Consider the following 16,114-nt stretch of genomic DNA (forward strand, 5'->3'; position numbering starts at 1 on the left):
AAAAGACGGCTGAGAAAGAAGGCCTTATGCTTCAGCAGTCCCTGCAGGGTGCAGCGGAACTTAAAAAGACAGAAGAAAAGGTCCGTTCAGTTACAGAAACTAAGGAGCCGGAAGATGGAGCCGAACGAATAAAAGATAGAGCATCTAAAAAAGAGAACCAGGAAGGATGGACCGAAAAAAAGGATGAAAAAAAGGAACAGGGTGAAGAACCTGTATCCGGTGTCATCAAGGATCCCGATCTTGGAAAACATATTGATGTAAGCGGTTAGGGATAATGGAAATTTCATTTATATTTTCGGTGGCGAGCCTCATTTTGTGGGCCTTTTCTTTTCTATATGTCCGATCCCTTATTATAAAACGCACAAGCAAGGACCGCATTCTTGCGGAATTTCGCGATGAAGTGGATCGCCTTATTGCCGACATAGATGCCGCCACAGACCGGGATATTGGTCTTATAGAAGACCGACTTAAGACCCTCAAAGCCTTGCTGGATGAAACAGACAAACGTATAATCTCTTATACTAAAGAGCTGCAACGGAGGGCTATGCAGGAACAGGCCTATGCGGAGCTCGGGAGGCGGCAATCGGCCGCCCGGCCAGTCCAACGGAATCCTATTACACAGGAAAGACAGGATAGTCTGTTTGATGAAAACAAGGCGGCATCGCAAACCGCCGAGAAAACTGTGCAAGATGAAGAATCGGCAGGTGAAACACCTCAACCAATACAAACCCCGCGCTTTGTGAAGGCTGAGAAAGAAATTAAGCCGAAACCTCCATCATTTTCGGAACAGGTTTTAGAATTGTATCTTGCGGGTTTTTCTCCCGAACTGATTGCCAGTAAGCTTAAGGTAACCGTGGCAGAGGTCGATTTGGCAATTAACGTATCGGGAAAAAGCAGGGGCAACAGCCCTACCTAGTCTCCGTTGGAACCGCTTCCTGTTCAAGCCTGGTTTCTATCTGAGAAAGGTTTACCACCTCGTCGGTACTGAGGATTTTATCCATATCCAAAATGATGATAAATTTACCATCCTTTTTACCAATACCCTGGATATATTCTACCGCCAGGTTGTGACCGAATCGGGGGGCCGCCTCAATCTCCTGGTCTTCTAACTCTATCACTTCCTGAACAGAATCTGCTAAAGCTCCGATAATAAGGAGCCCCTCTCTGCTTTTTATATCCAGCACGATGATAGATGTGTCTTTTGTCACCGGTACTTCGGGCATACCGAATTTAATCCTGAGGTCAATGACGGGTATACCCATACCCCGTAGGTTTATAACTCCCTTCATGTAGGCCGCAGTCTGGGGAAGCCTGGTAATCGGTACATACTCCAATACTTCACGGACCGAATAGACGCTTACCGCATATTGTTCCTGATCGAGCCGAAAGGTAAGGTATTGGTTGATTTTTCCCATGTTAAGCCTCCATGAGCGGCCTTCACACTTGCCTTATTGTAGTGGCAGGCGAATTCAATGCCCACAAAGAATTTTACTGCATCCGGCTAGTCCCGTCAAATTTAAAAAGCCGGCAAAGCTTGTGAAAGCCCTGCCGGCATATAATTAGTTATTGCAGCTTTAACTGCTAGAGCTGGAACCGTACTCCTAAGGAACCGCCGTAGCTGCCGTCGCTGAAGTTATAGAGCCCGGTGAGATCCAGGCGCAGCACAAGAATGTTGAGCGAAAGACCGCCGAAGGCCCGGAATGCCCAACCGTTGTTGGCAAAGTAGGAAGAAATCCCCGTGGCAGAAATGTCCGGCGGGGTGATACCGTTTGCTGATAGAGTGTCCTTTATCAGTTGAAGTTGATCATTGGTAATTGTATTTCCATCATAGGTGATATAGCTCTTAACATAATACCCTGCCTTAGACATGCCATAACTAGCTCCAAATCCTGCATAGGGGGTAAAAATGAGAATTCCCTTGGATACTTGGGCTTTAAGATCTATGGTGGTGGTTTCCCAGGAAAGACCAAGTTCAGGATCTGTGGAAGCAATCGTGTGATAATTATTCCCATCATTAAAGGTAAAACTTTGAGCTCCTGAAATGGTTGTTCCGAGTCCTCCCTTCATATAGTTGACCCCGGCACCAACGGTAAGCCTCGGGAGCAGGATGTTTCCCTTAAGGAGGGCAAAACGGATATCTGCGCCGGCGGCCAAGTAGTCCAGGTTAAGACCCCCGGTAGCCTCCTTAATGGTTGTGCCCAGCTCGGGCGGAATATAGCCGCCCTTTACGCCGATATCAAAGGGAAGGAGAAAGCCTCCGATCCGGGCTTCGGCTACCGCAGCGGGAATCGGGATAACCGCGGGGAAGATTCCCGTATCTACGCCGAGAGAACCAAGCAGGGTTTTCATCTCCTCGGCCTTAACGGTGGTGGCTCCGGCGGAAACACCGACGCCAAAATGGGGCGGTACGGCTAAAAGCTGGCCGATATAGGCATCGGACCAGTTGAGTCCCAAGGTGGAGTTAAAGGGCAGGGCCGCCGAGAGTGCCTTAGACATGCTTTCAGCGCCATTTTGCAAGTCTTCAATAGATTGGCTGAACGAGGGCATGGCAAGGGCTGCAGCAAGTATCGCAATCCCTAAGGATTTCTTTACAGAAATAGTCATACATACCTCCTGTGGTAGATACGCATATATCACCCTCCAACCATGTGGTCAGAAAGTAATTACGCTACTATAAATATATCTCTAATTACGAAGTTTACCAATAAATTAGTGTAATCATAAAAAATAAAAAATAATCCAAGCTTTGTATTGACATTTTTTTGTATCTTGGGTATAAAGCTAACCGTGACGCCGCTGTAGCTCAGTTGGTAGAGCAAAGGACTGAAAATCCTTGTGTCAAGGGTTCGATTCCCTTTGGCGGCACAAAGGCTGGTTGCGGTTCCCGTAACTGGCCTTTTTTATTTTCCAAGTAAGTTGTACTTAAAATCTGCGATGAGTCTCCTCTTCTGCACTGCAGATCTTATCCGAGGCAAGAAAAGTAAAACACATAAACCCTACCCAAGCGCGTAATTTTAGTTTAAAGTAGTAGTATGACAAATTGGTTTATATCACAAGAAGTGTGGCTCACCCTCTTTTCTGCAGCCTTTGTAAGTTTTATTGGAACGGTGGAACTCGCCTTTTCTGCCTTTTATCTGGGGACTTTTTTTTATTCCCGAGAACGGAGCAGGTTTTCCAGATCCATCATTTTTACCCTGTCGATCCTCTTTTTGCTCTTTGCCCTCTTAGTGTTAAGCCCCCTTGTGTATTTGCTTGCAAAGCAGCAGCCCCTGAAATTTCAAGATTGGATGCAGGGCCTTTTAGCCCTGCTTTTAGCACAGGAAGCAGGCCTCGGAATTCTAATACTTGCGAGCCGTTCAAGCCTGCCTGCCCTGCGTTCTGCCTTTGTGGTTGGCGGGATTGAACTAATCGCTCTTGGGGCAACCATTTTTTTAGGGCCCTTCTTTCTCATACCATTTGAAGCAGGAACGCTGTTTCTCGGCCTTTATTTTTTCATATATGGGCTTGTGGTTCTTAAAAATAAGCGCAAGGGAGGCCTTGTCCTTTTAAACTATGGTCTTTTTATTATTGTCTCTGCTGTTCCTTATGGCCTGCAATACTTAGGTCTGCTTGAAACTAGTCCAGATCTCCAGCTTTTATTGCTTCTCACCCATATTTTGCTTCTCTCATTCTTCTTTGTCTTTGTTATTTTTTCAAAAAACCCCGCGGTCAGCGAGGAACCCCTTTTATCTGATTATGTTGATAAAGTTTCCATAGCCCTGACCCGCTTTATTCCCAAGGAGTTCCTGCAAATTCTTGAAAAGCCGAGTGTGGTTGATTTAAAACTAGGCGATCATGTTAAACGGGAAATGACTATTTTCTTTTCCGATATTCGGCAATTTACCAACCTCTCGGAAGACTTAACCCCCGAAGAGAGCTTTAAATTCATCAACTCATATCTTTCCCGGATTGTACCGGCGATTACTCAGCATGGGGGCTTTGTCGATAAATATATGGGAGATGCCATTATGGCCCTTTTCCCCAACGAAGAAGGTCCCGACGCAGCGGTCAGGTCAGCCATAGATATGCAGCGCATTATTCTTGAATACAACGGTCACCGGGCTAAGTGTAATTACCGGCCCCTTTCTATGGGAATAGGATTGCATACGGGAACCTTGATGCTCGGCGTTGTGGGTGTAAAGGATCGCATGCAGAATACGGTTATTTCTGATGCGGTCAACCTGGCGAGCAGGCTGGAGAGTATTACAAAGGTCTTTAATATTTCTATTGCCATTAGCGATGAAACATTCAAGAGCCTCAAGGATCCGGGAGCTTACATGTACCGCTTTATCGGAAAGGTGAGGGTCAAAGGCAAAGAGGCCCCGGTCTCGGTCTTTGAGATATTTGACGGCCTTGATCCGCAGCTTTTGGAACGGAAAATGAAGGCCAACAGCTTTTTCGAACAGGGAATGATGAGCTATTACCGCAAGGACTTTACCGATGCCATGTATCAGTTCAGAAAGGTCTTGGATATTATGCCCGAAGACGGGGCGGCTATTTTTTATCTTGATAATTGTATGATAAAGGTCCGGGCTTAAGAGGATAAACGATGAAAGTGCTTGTGTTATGCGAAAAGGCTGATGCTGAGCAGGCAAGGGCCATTCTTAAAATGCTAAAAACCATAGAAATAAACGCAGAAGCCTTTCAGATCGGCAAGAACTGGCGGGCCGATAAGCACCGGCTTGATGAAATAATTAGCCCTGCCACCCATTTGGTGGTGGTGTATTCAATGTTATCCGCAGCCAGTGCCTGGCTGTCCTTCGTTGCAGGCTTTTCCCTGGGCTCCGAAAAACCGATGATACTCTATCGACCTTCCCGCGAACCGATTCAAGCGCCCTTTTTAGCCCCTTTTTTCCTGGTTTTATCCCTCGATGACCTCGGGAGTTTTTTAGAGGCCGAAAAGAAAGAATGGTCCGATGTGGCGGAACGGCGTTCGGCCCGCCGGGAACTGCTTGAATTGGGCATATCCATACGGGGCGATGCCTTTGCAGAAACGGTTCGGGAAGGCAATACCCACGGGGTAGACCTCTTTTTGCGGGCCGGTTTTCCTGCGAATACGAGGGATAAAAAGGGAGTCCCCGTTCTCTGCATCGCCGCACGGGAACAAAATAGGGCAATGGTGGATCTTTTAATTGATGCAGGGGCGGACGTTAATATGCGGTCCGAAGATCGGGGCAACACGGCCCTTATGGATGCGGTTGCAGGGGGCTATATCAAAATTGCCGAGGATCTCATCGAAGCAGGTACGGACGTTAATATACAGAGCAAGGATGGTCAAACGGCCCTTGTTATTGCCGTAGGCAAAGGTGATGTGGCCCTGTGCAAGCTGCTCCTTGATGCAGGCGCAGACCCAGATATAGAAGATAAGCTTGGTCTCAGTGCCAGAAAATATGCAAAATTATTTCATAACGAAGCCATCATCAATCTTATGCAATCCTAAGAGGATATCTTTTTAGTTGCGAAAATATCAAGAATTGTGTAGCTTTGTTCTATGACAACCATAGCTTTTACCGGTGGAGGCACCGGCGGACATATTTATCCCGGACTTGCGATAGCCCGGGAACTTGCACAGAAAGGTTCTTTTCGTCTTGTCTGGATCGGCAATAAGGAAGGTATGGACAAGAGAATTGTAGAAGATGCGGGAATCGAATTTTATGGAATACCCACGGGTAAATTTCGCCGCTATGTATCTTTTAAGAATCTTACTGACCTTTTTAATATAGCTGCAGGCTTTTTTAAGGCCCGCTCCATACTTTCTCATATAAAACCGGATTTATTATTTTCCAAGGGGGGCTTTGTAAGCGTACCCCCCTGTGCAGCGGCGGCATCATTGGGTATCCCTGTTTTTTCCCATGAATCGGATTATAGTCCGGGACTGGCTACGAAGCTTAATCTTCCTTTTTCAAGAAAACTCTATACCGCCTATCCGGATACTATTTCATTTCTCCCGAAAAAACACCAAGAAAAGGCAAGCGCTATCGGTAATCCGGTCCGAGCCGCCTTTTACAATGGCGATGCTGCATTAGGCAGACAGTTTCTTGGTATCACGGAGCAGGAGCGGATTCTGCTTGTATTAGGCGGGAGTCAGGGGGCTCGGCAGGTTAATGAACTCATAGAAGCCTGCCTTCCTGAAATAATTAAAGACTATGTGGTGGTACATCAGACTGGGCCTAGCCAGGAATCTCGCATAGCCGCCACTGACCGCTATAAGGCATATCCCTATATTAAAGATGAACTTCCCCATGTGCTTGCAGCCGCAGACCTGGTTGTGGGGCGCAGCGGCGCCGGCACCATTTGGGAAGCGGCAACTGCGGGTAAGCCTATGATTTTAATTCCCCTTGCAGGTTCTGGTACCCGGGGAGACCAGGTGGTAAATGCCGAGTATTTCCAAAGGGCCGGCGCCGCGGAGCTGCTTATAGGCGATGCGGCTACCCCTGAAAATCTTTTAGGCCTCATCAAAAAGCTGAGCCGCGATTCTGAACTCAGGGGGCAAATGGCAGCGGCTTCGAAAAAAATTGGCTCTGTACATACTGCGCAGCAAATCGCCGAAGATATTATCAATTTTATCAAAGGAGATCTCAGATGAATATTGCCACCATTGATATTATTTTAGGAGCACTGCTTATCATTTTTGCACTCCGCTGTACCCTGCGCGGTTTTGTAGAAGAATTTATGTCCGTTGCGGCGATAGTGCTTGGCCTCATCGTAGGTTTTCTTTTGTTTAAAAATGGGGCAGATTTATTGCGAACTCGATTTGGCTTTACCATTTTCCCTGAACTAGCGGCCTTCGTTATTCTTTTTGTCATCACCTTCGTGGTTGTAAAAATTCTCGAAGCTATTTTGCACGATATTATTGAACGGATACATTTGGATTCTCTGGATCACCTCTTTGGCCTCCTGCTGGGTTTGGTAGAAGGTCTGCTCGTGGTCTCGCTTATATTGTTCCTATTGGCATATCAGCCCCTCTTTAATCCTGCCTTTCTTTTAGAAAAAAGCTGGTTTGCAAAACTGCTGTTACCCCTAATTGGTGAACTGCAACGGAATACACCTCTTAAGCTGGGAGCCTAAGGCATGTTTGAAAATGTTCTGGGACAAAATGCGGTTACCCAGCTTGTCTTGGATGTATCGAGCGGTACTTTGCCGCCGTCCATCTTGTTCGAAGGTCCTCCTGCTTCCGGTAAGGGGACGGCAGCCCTTGAGTTAGGCAGGGCTCTGTCTTGTCTAAGCCCCGGGGCTCCCTGGAACTGTACTTGTTCTGAATGTGCCAAGCACAGGCAGCTTACCCATCCTGATCTCTTGCTGCTGGGAAGCCGTTCGTTTTCCGCAGAGATTGCCGCTGCTGCCGCAGCATACCTGCGGGAGCCAGAATCGGCAGCGAAGCTGCTTTTTTTTAGATCCCTCAGAAAACTCTTGGCACGCTTTAACCCTGTGTTATGGGAGGGAGAAGAAGCTCGACTGGGAAAATTTACTCCCCTTATTTCGGTTTGCAACGAAACTTTAGAAGAATTGGGAGCCCTGGAGCTAAGTCAATCAGACCGGGAAAAACTTACCTCCCAGCTCATCAAGAATGCTTTCCAACTAGAACGGGAAGGTATTTCCGATACCATCCCCATTTTTCAAATCCGTCGAGCCGCCTATTGGGCGCGGCTTGCTCCTTTGGGGAAAAAGAAGCTTTTGGTCATCGAAAATGCGGACCGTATGCAGGATGGAGCCCGAAACGCCTTGCTTAAAATTCTCGAAGAACCTCCTGAAACAGCGCAGATAGTACTGTGTACTACGAAAAAGGCGGCCCTGCTTCCTACTATCCGGTCGAGGCTCAGGCCCTATATGTTCGAAAAACGAAACGAACAAGCTGAACAGGATGTCATAAGACGGGTTTTCAGAGATGGCAGCGCCCTTTCCGGTTCTGAACCGGTCAGCCTGGAAGGCTATTTAGAATCGTTTTTACCGATTCAGCCTTCGCAAATCTCAAGAGCCGCAGCGCTCTATTTTGCGACCATTGTACTTAAGGCGCAGCAGAAAAAGCTTGTTCGGAATCCCCAGATTCTCGATGACCTGCAGGCTCTGATGCAAAAATGGCAGGATGTTGAAATCCCTCAAAATATAACAGTCCGTCATAGCCTTCTTGCTTTGACCAAAGATATGGACAACTTTTCGGCTTCTTTTATCTTTACCGATTTTTTAAAAGAACTTTTGTCTATATGCGGGCATCTTCTCCGTTCTAGTCAGTCAGAACCGGATATGGTCAATTTAGTTAATATCTGGAAGGATCAGATAAAAGAAGCGGACAATGCGGTCTCCACCTATAATCTGAACCCCTTTAGCAGCCTTGAACGGCTGTTTGTTTTAATGCTGGAAGCAATATAAATGAGAACCTTTATAGAACGGGCTCTTAAAAAACTGCCTAAAATGACAGCAGAACAGATAACGGATCTGCTGATCAGAACTGCCGCTGAAAACGAACGGCTTGAATCAGTTCTGGATTCTCTCGCCGAGGGCTTATTGGTTTGCGACGCTGAATACAACCTTATTTTGGTTAACAAATCCGCAGAGCGGCTGCTTCCCTTGGTGTTTCATGACCAATTAGAGCGGCCCCTCTGGTCGAGTATCGCCGATGATAGGATTGCAGAATTTCTGCACAAAACGCTTACCGATGGGGACCGTGTTGTAGACCGAGAATTTGATATCGAAGTAAAGGGCATACAGCGTTTATTGGCGATCAGTGTACTCCCTTTGGTAAAAGACCGGCGGGTAACCGGGTCATTGGTTCATGTGGAGGACATTACCGAAAAGCGGGCAAAGGAAGCCCGGCTCAGGCGGGCAGAAAATCTTGCAAGCCTTACGACCCTAGCCGCCGGTGTTGCCCATGAAATTAAAAATCCCCTGGGTTCTATTTCTATCCACATACAACTTATTCAAAAGGCCCTGCAGGCTAGTCGTGCAGCCTGTTCTGATGATCCAGAGAATGCTCAACAAATAAGCCTGGATGCTGCTCCCTTTGATCTCCTTGAAAAATACCTTGCTGTTGTTAATGAAGAAATAGACCGGCTCAACCGTATTGTAGTGGATTTTCTCTTTGCGGTCCGTCCCATGAACATGGAATTGCGGGAAGGCAGCCTTAACAGCCTTATTCAGGAACTAGTGGATTTTGTACATTACGAATTGGAAGAAAATCACATTACCACCCTGCTTGAACTGGACGAGAAACTTCCGCCCCTTTGTTACGATGAACGGTATATCAAACAGGCGCTGCTCAATTTAATAAAAAACGCGATTGCAGCCATGCCAGACGGCGGACGGCTGACTATTAAAACCGAAAGCACAGGATCGGAGGTCCATATTTATATAATTGATACCGGTATCGGTATCAGCGAAGAAAACCTTTCAAAAATATTTGAACCCTATTTTACCACGAAAGAGACCGGGTCCGGTTTGGGGCTTACCCTGGTATTTAAAATAATAAAAGAACACCGGGGTGAAATTTCTGTAAAATCTAAAGAAGGGGAGGGCAGCACCTTTATGATTACCCTGCCTGTGCCTCAGAAAGAAACAAAATTGATTACCTATGGGGGCTTTGAGCCATGAAATTTAAATTGCTTGTGGTGGATGACGAAAAAAATATCAGAGAGGGGCTAGCCGCGGCATTGCGGCTCGAAGGTCACGATGTAGTAGTTGCCGCTGACGGCGACGAAGCGTATAAACGATTCCAAAAGGGCGATATTGATCTAGTCATTACGGACCTCCGCATGCCCGGCTTAAGTGGCGAAGAGCTTCTGCGGAAAATTAACACCGAAAGCCCCGGGGTCCCGGTTATTGTGCTCACCGGACATGGCACGGTGGAAACCGCCGTGGATGCCATGCGGAACGGAGCCTATGACTTTTTGACCAAACCCCTCAATTTGGACCGGCTTTCTTTGCTCGTAAAACGGGCCTTGCAAAACAGGGAGCTCATCCTCCAGCACCGCCGTCTCGAAGAAGAACTGGAACACAATAAAACCTTTGAGATGTTTATTGGCAACAGTCCTGCCATGCGGAAAATCTTTGACACCATACGGCAGGTGGCTCCCACCAAAGCATCGGTGCTCATTACCGGCGAATCCGGCGTGGGAAAGGAGCTAGTGGCCAATGCTATTCACGAACTATCGCCCCGAAAAAATAAACCCCTTATCAAAGTTCACTGTGCGGCCTTAGCTGCAACGCTATTAGAAAGCGAGCTCTTTGGCCACGAAAAGGGCGCTTTTACCGGCGCGGTTGGCAGAAAACGGGGCCGCTTTGAGCTTGCTCACGAAGGCACCTTATTCCTCGATGAAATCGGGGAAATTGACCAGAATGTGCAGATAAAAATACTCCGGGTGCTGCAGGAAAAGAAATTCGAGCGGGTCGGCGGCGAAGAGACCTTGGAGGTAGATGTCCGTATAGTGGCTGCGACTAACCGGGATCTCAAGGCAGAAATAGAGAAGGGGAGCTTCCGGGAAGACCTCTATTACCGGCTCAATGTGGTCAACATTCATGTGCCGTCCCTCCGGGAACGGAAAGAAGACATCCCCCTTTTAGCAACCGCATTTCTTAAAGAGTTTTCAAAAGAAAACGGCAAACAGATTGATGGAATTGACCCTCGGGCGCGAACAGCCCTGTACAGTTATGACTGGCCGGGGAATGTGCGTGAATTGCGGAACTGCATGGAAAGTGCTGTCGTGCTTGCCAAAGGTTCAGTTATCACTCTGGATGATTTACCACCCACGGTGAGAAAGTCCTCCGAATCTACTTCTATACAGATTCCCCTTGGAATTTCGCTAGAGGAAGCTGAAAAAATTATTATTCGGGAAACCCTGGGAGCCCAAAAGGGCAATAAAAGCAAGACCGCAGAGGTCTTAGGCATCGGCAGGAAAACCCTGCACAGAAAACTGGCTGAATGGGGAGATGTAAGCGGAGAAGAAGACGAAGACTAAATAATCTGCGCTTTGTTACAGAACTCGCAAATCATATGCTAAGCCAATTTAATTGGTCCCATTATTCGACCTTGCCGGTTTCACGCCAGGCTTGTATTCGTTGATATGATACGTTAATCCGTGCGGATTTTTCGGTAGCCTTTTTCATGTTGCCAGGATGTCCCGCATGACGGTCCGGATGGTGAATCTTAAGGAGCCGTTTATAGGCTGCCTTACACTCATCTTCGCTTGCGCCGAAGGGGACTCCCAATTCCTCAAAATCCTTTCGGAGAACCTCTGGAACAGTATGAGCCGCCTTTGGTTGCCTTGAAGTGTCTGTATAGGCTTGTCGTCCGGCCCTTTGCTCCGTTTCTGACCAGGAATAGGAATGTTTCTGCTGATTCTTCCCGGTATTTAAAAATTCTTCCAGTTCATCATAGGCTGCATCAAGATCCGGATCCCCTGAGTATCGCCTGCTCTGCCGGGCCCCCAATATATCATCATCCGAGTCATCGTTCAGAAAACTCTTGAGAACATCCCCAAGCCGGTCAAAAAATTTGTCCATGTCTGGTATTTTACTCCAAATTAGTAGATACTATCAATCAGGAACATCATATTTTCACTTGAATATGATAAATGAGATTTGATATAATCAAATCGTTCAAAAATTATAGAAATGAAGGCAGGCGGTCATGAAAATTACGAAAAATACCTTCGGTGTCATTTCAAGCGGAGAATCGGTTGACCTTTATACACTCAAAGCCGGTGATTTGCAGTTTAGTTTATCAACCTATGGGGCAACCTGGGTTTCCTTATATCTGCCTTCAAAAAAAGGTATTAAAGATGATATTTTGCTTGGATATTCTACATTAACCGAATACACCCATAATCCCAGCTTTTTTGGGGTAACCGTCGGCCGCTTTGCAAATCGTATATCCAAAGGGCGTTTTACTTTAAACGGTTCAGCCTATGGCCTGTATAAAAATGACGGTGAAAATACCCTTCACGGAGGCCGCCGCGGTTTTGACAAACGGGTCTGGAAGGCCGAAGCTTACGAAGATAAGGGCTCTGTGGCTGTCAGGTTTGAGCTTGAAAGTCCCGACGGTGAGGAGGGCTTCCCCGGCAGCGTAAAAGCGGTGGTGACCTATACATTAAACAATAACAACGAAATACATTGTGAGTACAAGGCAAAGGCAGACGCTCCAACACCCATAAACCTTACCAATCATGCCTATCTTAATCTCAAAGGAGAGGGCTGCGGAGACATTCTATCCCATGAATTAACGCTTTACTCCAACCACATTGTAGAATCTGATGCACAGCTTATTCCCACGGGAAATCTTGTTCCGGTAAAAGATACCCCCTTTAATTTTCTTGAGCGCAAGCCGATCGGCAAGGATCTTTCCCATGTTCCCGGCGGTTATGATCACTGTTATGTGGTCGATGGGAAATTAGGTAAAATGCGGCCCTGCGCAGAAGTATATGAAGGGCATACGGGCCGAATCATGAAAGTGTATACTACTCAGCCTGGTGTCCAGTTTTATTCTGGAAACTTCTTAAACGGAGAGCCAGGGAAATCTGGTTCCCGTTATATAAAACATGCAGGTTTTTGTCTCGAAACCCAGCACTATCCAGACAGTCCCAATAGGCCCGAATTTCCTTCCTGTATTTTCGGTCCCGACAGAAAATATCATGAAGAAGCATTATTTACTTTTGAATGGTAGGAATGCTTGCAAAAGCCTATTCATACCGTTACACTAGAATATACAGGGAGGTTCTGTATGCCAGAACGGAAGTTGCTGTTCATGAAAATACTTAAGGCCGAACTGGAAGATTGTCTGGAAGATGTAGAGGATTTAAAAAACTTATACGAGCGGCGCCTGCTTAAAAACGATGTTACCAATTACGTTTACAATGAGAACGAGGCCCTTCTGAAGCGTGAGCTTAATGGAATTCGGAAGGCCATGGAATCTTTGGATGATATTGATATTAATACATATGAAAATGTAGATACACTTGCGGCTGCAGTGGATGCTGTGATACAAAAGAAAGTGCTTGAATACGAAGACCCCGAAGCGGTTTACCAAATAGCTAAACGTAAACTTCTCAAGGTCTTAAGATATGTGAACGAACGCACAAACCAATAACAAGAGAGGAGCCTATGGATATTCAATTGCAGGAACTGATTGATAAAATAAAGAAAGACGGAGTGGAATCCGCATCGGTTCAGGCCGAAAAAATTATTCAGGATGCACAATCTGAGGCACGCAAAATCGTAGATGCTGCAAAAAAAGAAGCCGATACGATTGTAGCTGCTGCAAAACGGGATGCTGAACGGTCCGAAAAGGCTGGTATTGCCGCAATAGAACAGGCCTCCCGCAATTTGCTTCTTAGTTTCCAGTCAGAGATTCAGAAACTTTTGGATGCGGTGGTTCGGCGGGAAGTAACCGCTGCCTTTGATGATGAAGCCCTCAAGACAGCGATTCCTCAGATTATTACTGAATGGGCTCGGAAAGATAAGGATGAGCTTGCGGTATTGCTGCAGGCTGATACCTTGGCACGACTCGAAGGTTATTTTGCAAAAAAACTGTCTGCAGAACTTGCAAAGGGTGTGGAATTAAAATCCGATCGGAATCTTGCTGCGGGCTTCCGAATTGCTTCAAAAGATGGTTCTGCTTATTATGATTTCTCCGCAGAAGCCGTAGCAGAGCTGATGTCTGCTTATCTTAATCCTCGGCTGGCTGAGCTCATTAAGTCTGTAGCAAAGGGGCTGTAAATCGTGGGTTCCTATTACTATCTGGTTTCACAGCTGCCTTCATTAAATTATGGTGTTTCGGCTGCTATAGAAACTAAGGATTTTGTGGACCTGTGTAAAACCTTTCTTACTCCACAAGATTTTTTCCTCCTACAATCCTGCCGATTAGATCCAGAGGGACTTCAACCGGGCAGCCTAGGACAGGGGTATCAAGAGATGCCAGAACCGCTTGGGTCCTATCTGCTTGATAATTGGAGAACATGGGAGCGAGCTTTGAGACTGCACCTCGCACGGTTCAGACTGCAGCATTTAAAACGCGAAGGTGCTCATATTGCCGATGGACCTGCAGAACCAATGGATGCAGCCACGGTTGCTAAAAATGCAGCAGCTATGGAATCTCCTCTTGAAGCCGAACTGTTTCTGGATCGGGCCCGATGGGTAACGATTGAGAATTTGCAGGGTTTTGACTATTTCGGCCGGGATACGATCTATGCGTACTACCTTAAGCTGCAACTGATAGAACGGAAGCAGAAATTTAAGGTTGATGAAGGATTTGAAGCTTATCAGGGGCTCTATGCTTCCATTATGGATGCGGCCCAATCTAGAATATATGCGGGAGAACCGAAATGATCGGAACTAAGGGTACAGTAGTAGCCGTTAATGGCAATATGGTCGGCGTCCGTTTTGAAGGCGTTGTGTCGATGAACGAAGTCGGCTATGTAAAGGTTCAGGATAAACGACTAAAAAGTGAAGTCATCCGTATTAGAGGTGATCTTTGCTATCTTCAGGTTTTTGAAATGACCAAAGGCATCGCGGTAGGTGACACTGTTGAATTTACCGGCGATATGCTTTCGGTAGAAGTGGGCCCGGGCCTTTTGGGGCAAGTTTTCGACGGTCTCCAGAATCCTCTTCCAAAACTGGCGGAGGAAGCGGGTTATTTCCTTGAACGGGGTATTTATCTTGATGCCCTGCCTCTGGATGCGCAATGGGAATTTACCCCTGCGGTCCAGGTTGGCGCCATGGTTGAGCGGGGAGATACCTTGGGTACCGTACCCGAGGGTGCTTTTACTCATCAAATCATGGTCCCCTTTAATATGTACGGCCGCTATACGGTGGCATCTATAAAACCAAAAGGAACCTACCACGTCCGGGATTCTATCGCTGAACTGGATGACGGCAAGGGAAACCGAATTCCCGTGGCCATGTCGTTCCGCTGGCCTGTTAAGCGTGCGGTGGACTGCTATGCGGAACGGCTTAAACCGGTAGAGCCCATGGTTACCCGGGTTCGCCTCATCGATACCTTCTTTCCTGTGGCCCGTGGAGGCACCTACTGTATACCAGGTCCTTTCGGTGCAGGAAAGACGGTGCTCCAGCAGATAACGAGCCGTCATGCAGATGTGGACGTGGTAATCATCGCCGCCTGCGGTGAACGGGCCGGCGAAGTTGTAGAAACTCTTAAAGAGTTCCCCGAACTGTTGGATCCCAAAACTGGCAGATCCCTCATGGAACGGACAATCATTATTTGTAATACCTCTTCCATGCCCGTAGCGGCCCGTGAAGCTTCCGTATACACCGCGGTTACCCTGGCAGAATATTACCGGCAGATGGGGCTCCATGTATTGCTTCTGGCAGATTCAACAAGCCGCTGGGCACAGGCCATGCGCGAAATGTCGGGCCGGTTGGAGGAAATCCCCGGAGAAGAGGCCTTCCCCGCATATCTAGAATCGGTAATTGCCGCCTTCTATGAACGGGCAGGCATTGTGCGGCTCAAGGATGGCCGCACCGGTTCGGTAACCATCGGCGGTACCGTATCTCCCGCGGGCGGTAACTTCGAAGAGCCAGTTACCCAGGCAACCTTAAAGGTCGTCGGCGCCTTCCATGGTCTTTCCCGCGAACGGTCAGACGCTCGCAAGTACCCTGCTATTCATCCGCTTGATTCGTGGTCAAAATACAAAGGTATTATCGATGGACAGAAGGTAGCCTATGCACATAAGTTCATGTCCCGGGGCAGTGAAGTAGAACAGATGATGAAAGTTGTCGGCGAGGAAGGAACCAGTCTGGATGACTTTATTATCTACCTTAAGGGTAATTTCCTTGACTCAGTTTACTTCCAGCAAAACTCCTTTGATGCTGTCGATGCTGCGGTCAGCCCTGAACGGCAGAAACACGTATTCTCCATACTGCTTACAATTCTTGCTTCCCAGTTCAAATTTAAGGACAAGGAAGATGCCCGCAGCTGGTTCAACCGGCTCAGGCAAAAATTCTTGGACTACAATGGATCGGAATGGAAGAGCGAGCGCTTTGCAACGCTGGAAAAAGAAATACTCGAAGCAGTTTCCGAACGCTCCGCGGGTCTTGATAAAAACGCGGAAAAGATTCTTGCATAGGACGG

Annotated in this window: 17 protein-coding genes and 1 tRNA gene; 15 read left to right on the top strand and 3 right to left on the bottom strand. The window is 47.2% G+C overall.

Annotation, left to right across the window (positions count from 1 at the left end; all coding sequences use genetic code 11):
• Together Q7P68_RS07190 and Q7P68_RS07195 are read left to right on the top strand one after the other, a co-directional pair.
• Positions 1-269, top strand: a 269-nt coding sequence (locus Q7P68_RS07190; protein ID WP_304224415.1) for a hypothetical protein, incomplete at its 5' end; no start/stop codon positions are given.
• 5 nt (positions 270-274) lie between these two features.
• Complete coding sequence (locus Q7P68_RS07195) at positions 275-916, top strand: hypothetical protein (protein WP_304224416.1); 642 nt, start codon at positions 275-277, stop codon at positions 914-916.
• Here Q7P68_RS07195 and Q7P68_RS07200 read toward each other — a convergent pair.
• Together Q7P68_RS07200 and Q7P68_RS07205 are read right to left on the bottom strand one after the other, a co-directional pair.
• Positions 909-1,415, bottom strand: a complete 507-nt coding sequence (locus tag Q7P68_RS07200) for a chemotaxis protein CheW (RefSeq protein ID WP_304224417.1) — start codon at positions 1,413-1,415, stop codon at positions 909-911. The genes Q7P68_RS07195 and Q7P68_RS07200 overlap by 8 nt on opposite strands.
• Before the next feature lie 166 nt (positions 1,416-1,581).
• Entirely contained in the window at positions 1,582-2,604 is a 1,023-nt protein-coding gene (locus Q7P68_RS07205; protein WP_304224418.1) for a hypothetical protein, read from the bottom strand.
• Between the two features lie 188 nt (positions 2,605-2,792).
• Here Q7P68_RS07205 and Q7P68_RS07210 point away from each other — a divergent pair.
• The 8 genes from Q7P68_RS07210 to Q7P68_RS07245 all read left to right on the top strand — a co-directional run bounded on the left by Q7P68_RS07210 (position 2,793) and on the right by Q7P68_RS07245 (position 10,988).
• Positions 2,793-2,865, top strand: a tRNA-Phe gene (locus Q7P68_RS07210).
• Between the two features lie 167 nt (positions 2,866-3,032).
• Positions 3,033-4,577: an adenylate/guanylate cyclase domain-containing protein gene (locus tag Q7P68_RS07215; RefSeq protein WP_304224419.1), complete on the top strand. Its 1,545-nt coding sequence runs from the start codon at positions 3,033-3,035 to the stop codon at positions 4,575-4,577.
• An 11-nt stretch (positions 4,578-4,588) separates the two neighbouring features.
• Positions 4,589-5,479, top strand: coding sequence for an ankyrin repeat domain-containing protein (locus tag Q7P68_RS07220; protein ID WP_304224420.1), 891 nt, complete (start codon positions 4,589-4,591; stop codon positions 5,477-5,479).
• Between the two features lie 51 nt (positions 5,480-5,530).
• Positions 5,531-6,625 carry an undecaprenyldiphospho-muramoylpentapeptide beta-N-acetylglucosaminyltransferase gene (gene murG / locus Q7P68_RS07225; RefSeq protein ID WP_304224421.1) on the top strand — a complete coding sequence of 365 codons (1,095 nt, stop codon included), beginning with the start codon at positions 5,531-5,533 and terminating at the stop codon, positions 6,623-6,625.
• Positions 6,622-7,107: a CvpA family protein gene (locus Q7P68_RS07230; protein ID WP_304224422.1), complete on the top strand. Its 486-nt coding sequence runs from the start codon at positions 6,622-6,624 to the stop codon at positions 7,105-7,107. The genes murG and Q7P68_RS07230 overlap by 4 nt, the downstream gene beginning before the upstream one ends.
• A 3-nt stretch (positions 7,108-7,110) precedes the next feature.
• Positions 7,111-8,406 (top strand): DNA polymerase III, encoded by a 1,296-nt coding sequence (locus tag Q7P68_RS07235; RefSeq protein ID WP_304224423.1) that lies wholly within the window; start codon positions 7,111-7,113, stop codon positions 8,404-8,406.
• Positions 8,407-9,624 (top strand): two-component system sensor histidine kinase NtrB, encoded by a 1,218-nt coding sequence (locus Q7P68_RS07240; protein ID WP_304224424.1) that lies wholly within the window; start codon positions 8,407-8,409, stop codon positions 9,622-9,624. It abuts the gene before it with no gap.
• Positions 9,621-10,988 (top strand): sigma-54-dependent transcriptional regulator, encoded by a 1,368-nt coding sequence (locus Q7P68_RS07245; protein WP_304224425.1) that lies wholly within the window; start codon positions 9,621-9,623, stop codon positions 10,986-10,988. The genes Q7P68_RS07240 and Q7P68_RS07245 overlap by 4 nt, the downstream gene beginning before the upstream one ends.
• Before the next feature lie 61 nt (positions 10,989-11,049).
• On the opposite strand, the gene Q7P68_RS07250 is transcribed toward Q7P68_RS07245, so the two are convergent.
• Positions 11,050-11,532 (bottom strand): J domain-containing protein, encoded by a 483-nt coding sequence (locus tag Q7P68_RS07250; protein ID WP_304224426.1) that lies wholly within the window; start codon positions 11,530-11,532, stop codon positions 11,050-11,052.
• Positions 11,533-11,659: 127 nt separating this feature from the next.
• Between Q7P68_RS07250 and Q7P68_RS07255 the strand changes: the two genes are divergently transcribed.
• Genes Q7P68_RS07255 through Q7P68_RS07275 form a run of 5 tightly spaced genes read left to right on the top strand, consistent with a single transcriptional unit; the run spans position 11,660 to position 16,109 of the window.
• Entirely contained in the window at positions 11,660-12,691 is a 1,032-nt protein-coding gene (locus tag Q7P68_RS07255) for an aldose epimerase family protein (protein ID WP_304224428.1), read from the top strand.
• Between the two features lie 57 nt (positions 12,692-12,748).
• On the top strand, positions 12,749-13,114 hold the full coding sequence (locus tag Q7P68_RS07260) for a hypothetical protein (protein ID WP_304224429.1): 366 nt from the start codon (positions 12,749-12,751) through the stop codon (positions 13,112-13,114).
• A 14-nt stretch (positions 13,115-13,128) separates the two neighbouring features.
• Complete coding sequence (locus Q7P68_RS07265; RefSeq protein WP_304224430.1) at positions 13,129-13,743, top strand: V-type ATP synthase subunit E; 615 nt, start codon at positions 13,129-13,131, stop codon at positions 13,741-13,743.
• A 3-nt stretch (positions 13,744-13,746) separates the two neighbouring features.
• Entirely contained in the window at positions 13,747-14,352 is a 606-nt protein-coding gene (locus Q7P68_RS07270; protein ID WP_304224432.1) for a DUF2764 family protein, read from the top strand.
• A complete protein-coding gene (locus tag Q7P68_RS07275; RefSeq protein WP_304224434.1) occupies positions 14,349-16,109 on the top strand; it encodes a V-type ATP synthase subunit A in 1,761 nt (586 codons plus the stop codon). The genes Q7P68_RS07270 and Q7P68_RS07275 overlap by 4 nt, the downstream gene beginning before the upstream one ends.
• The last annotated feature ends 5 nt before the right edge of the window (positions 16,110-16,114 follow it).

It is taken from the genome of Gracilinema caldarium, from assembly GCF_029265695.1.
GTDB classification, from domain to species: domain Bacteria; phylum Spirochaetota; class Spirochaetia; order Treponematales; family Breznakiellaceae; genus Gracilinema; species Gracilinema caldarium_A.

Bases quoted from the DNA above. Each gene is read 5' to 3' on its own strand.
- Q7P68_RS07195 (WP_304224416.1), top strand. From the start codon at position 275: ATGGAAATTTCATTTATATTTTCGGTGGCGAGCCTCATTTTGTGGGCC.
- Q7P68_RS07200 (WP_304224417.1), bottom strand. From the start codon at position 1,415: ATGGGAAAAATCAACCAATACCTTACCTTTCGGCTCGATCAGGAACAA.
- Q7P68_RS07220 (WP_304224420.1), top strand. From the start codon at position 4,589: ATGAAAGTGCTTGTGTTATGCGAAAAGGCTGATGCTGAGCAGGCAAGG.
- Q7P68_RS07265 (WP_304224430.1), top strand. From the start codon at position 13,129: ATGGATATTCAATTGCAGGAACTGATTGATAAAATAAAGAAAGACGGA.
- Q7P68_RS07255 (WP_304224428.1), top strand. From the start codon at position 11,660: ATGAAAATTACGAAAAATACCTTCGGTGTCATTTCAAGCGGAGAATCG.
- Q7P68_RS07205 (WP_304224418.1), bottom strand. From the start codon at position 2,604: ATGACTATTTCTGTAAAGAAATCCTTAGGGATTGCGATACTTGCTGCA.
- Q7P68_RS07250 (WP_304224426.1), bottom strand. From the start codon at position 11,532: ATGGACAAATTTTTTGACCGGCTTGGGGATGTTCTCAAGAGTTTTCTG.
- Q7P68_RS07275 (WP_304224434.1), top strand. From the start codon at position 14,349: ATGATCGGAACTAAGGGTACAGTAGTAGCCGTTAATGGCAATATGGTC.
- murG (WP_304224421.1), top strand. From the start codon at position 5,531: ATGACAACCATAGCTTTTACCGGTGGAGGCACCGGCGGACATATTTAT.
- Q7P68_RS07245 (WP_304224425.1), top strand. From the start codon at position 9,621: ATGAAATTTAAATTGCTTGTGGTGGATGACGAAAAAAATATCAGAGAG.
- Q7P68_RS07235 (WP_304224423.1), top strand. From the start codon at position 7,111: ATGTTTGAAAATGTTCTGGGACAAAATGCGGTTACCCAGCTTGTCTTG.
- Q7P68_RS07260 (WP_304224429.1), top strand. From the start codon at position 12,749: ATGCCAGAACGGAAGTTGCTGTTCATGAAAATACTTAAGGCCGAACTG.
- Q7P68_RS07240 (WP_304224424.1), top strand. From the start codon at position 8,407: ATGAGAACCTTTATAGAACGGGCTCTTAAAAAACTGCCTAAAATGACA.
- Q7P68_RS07230 (WP_304224422.1), top strand. From the start codon at position 6,622: ATGAATATTGCCACCATTGATATTATTTTAGGAGCACTGCTTATCATT.
- Q7P68_RS07215 (WP_304224419.1), top strand. From the start codon at position 3,033: ATGACAAATTGGTTTATATCACAAGAAGTGTGGCTCACCCTCTTTTCT.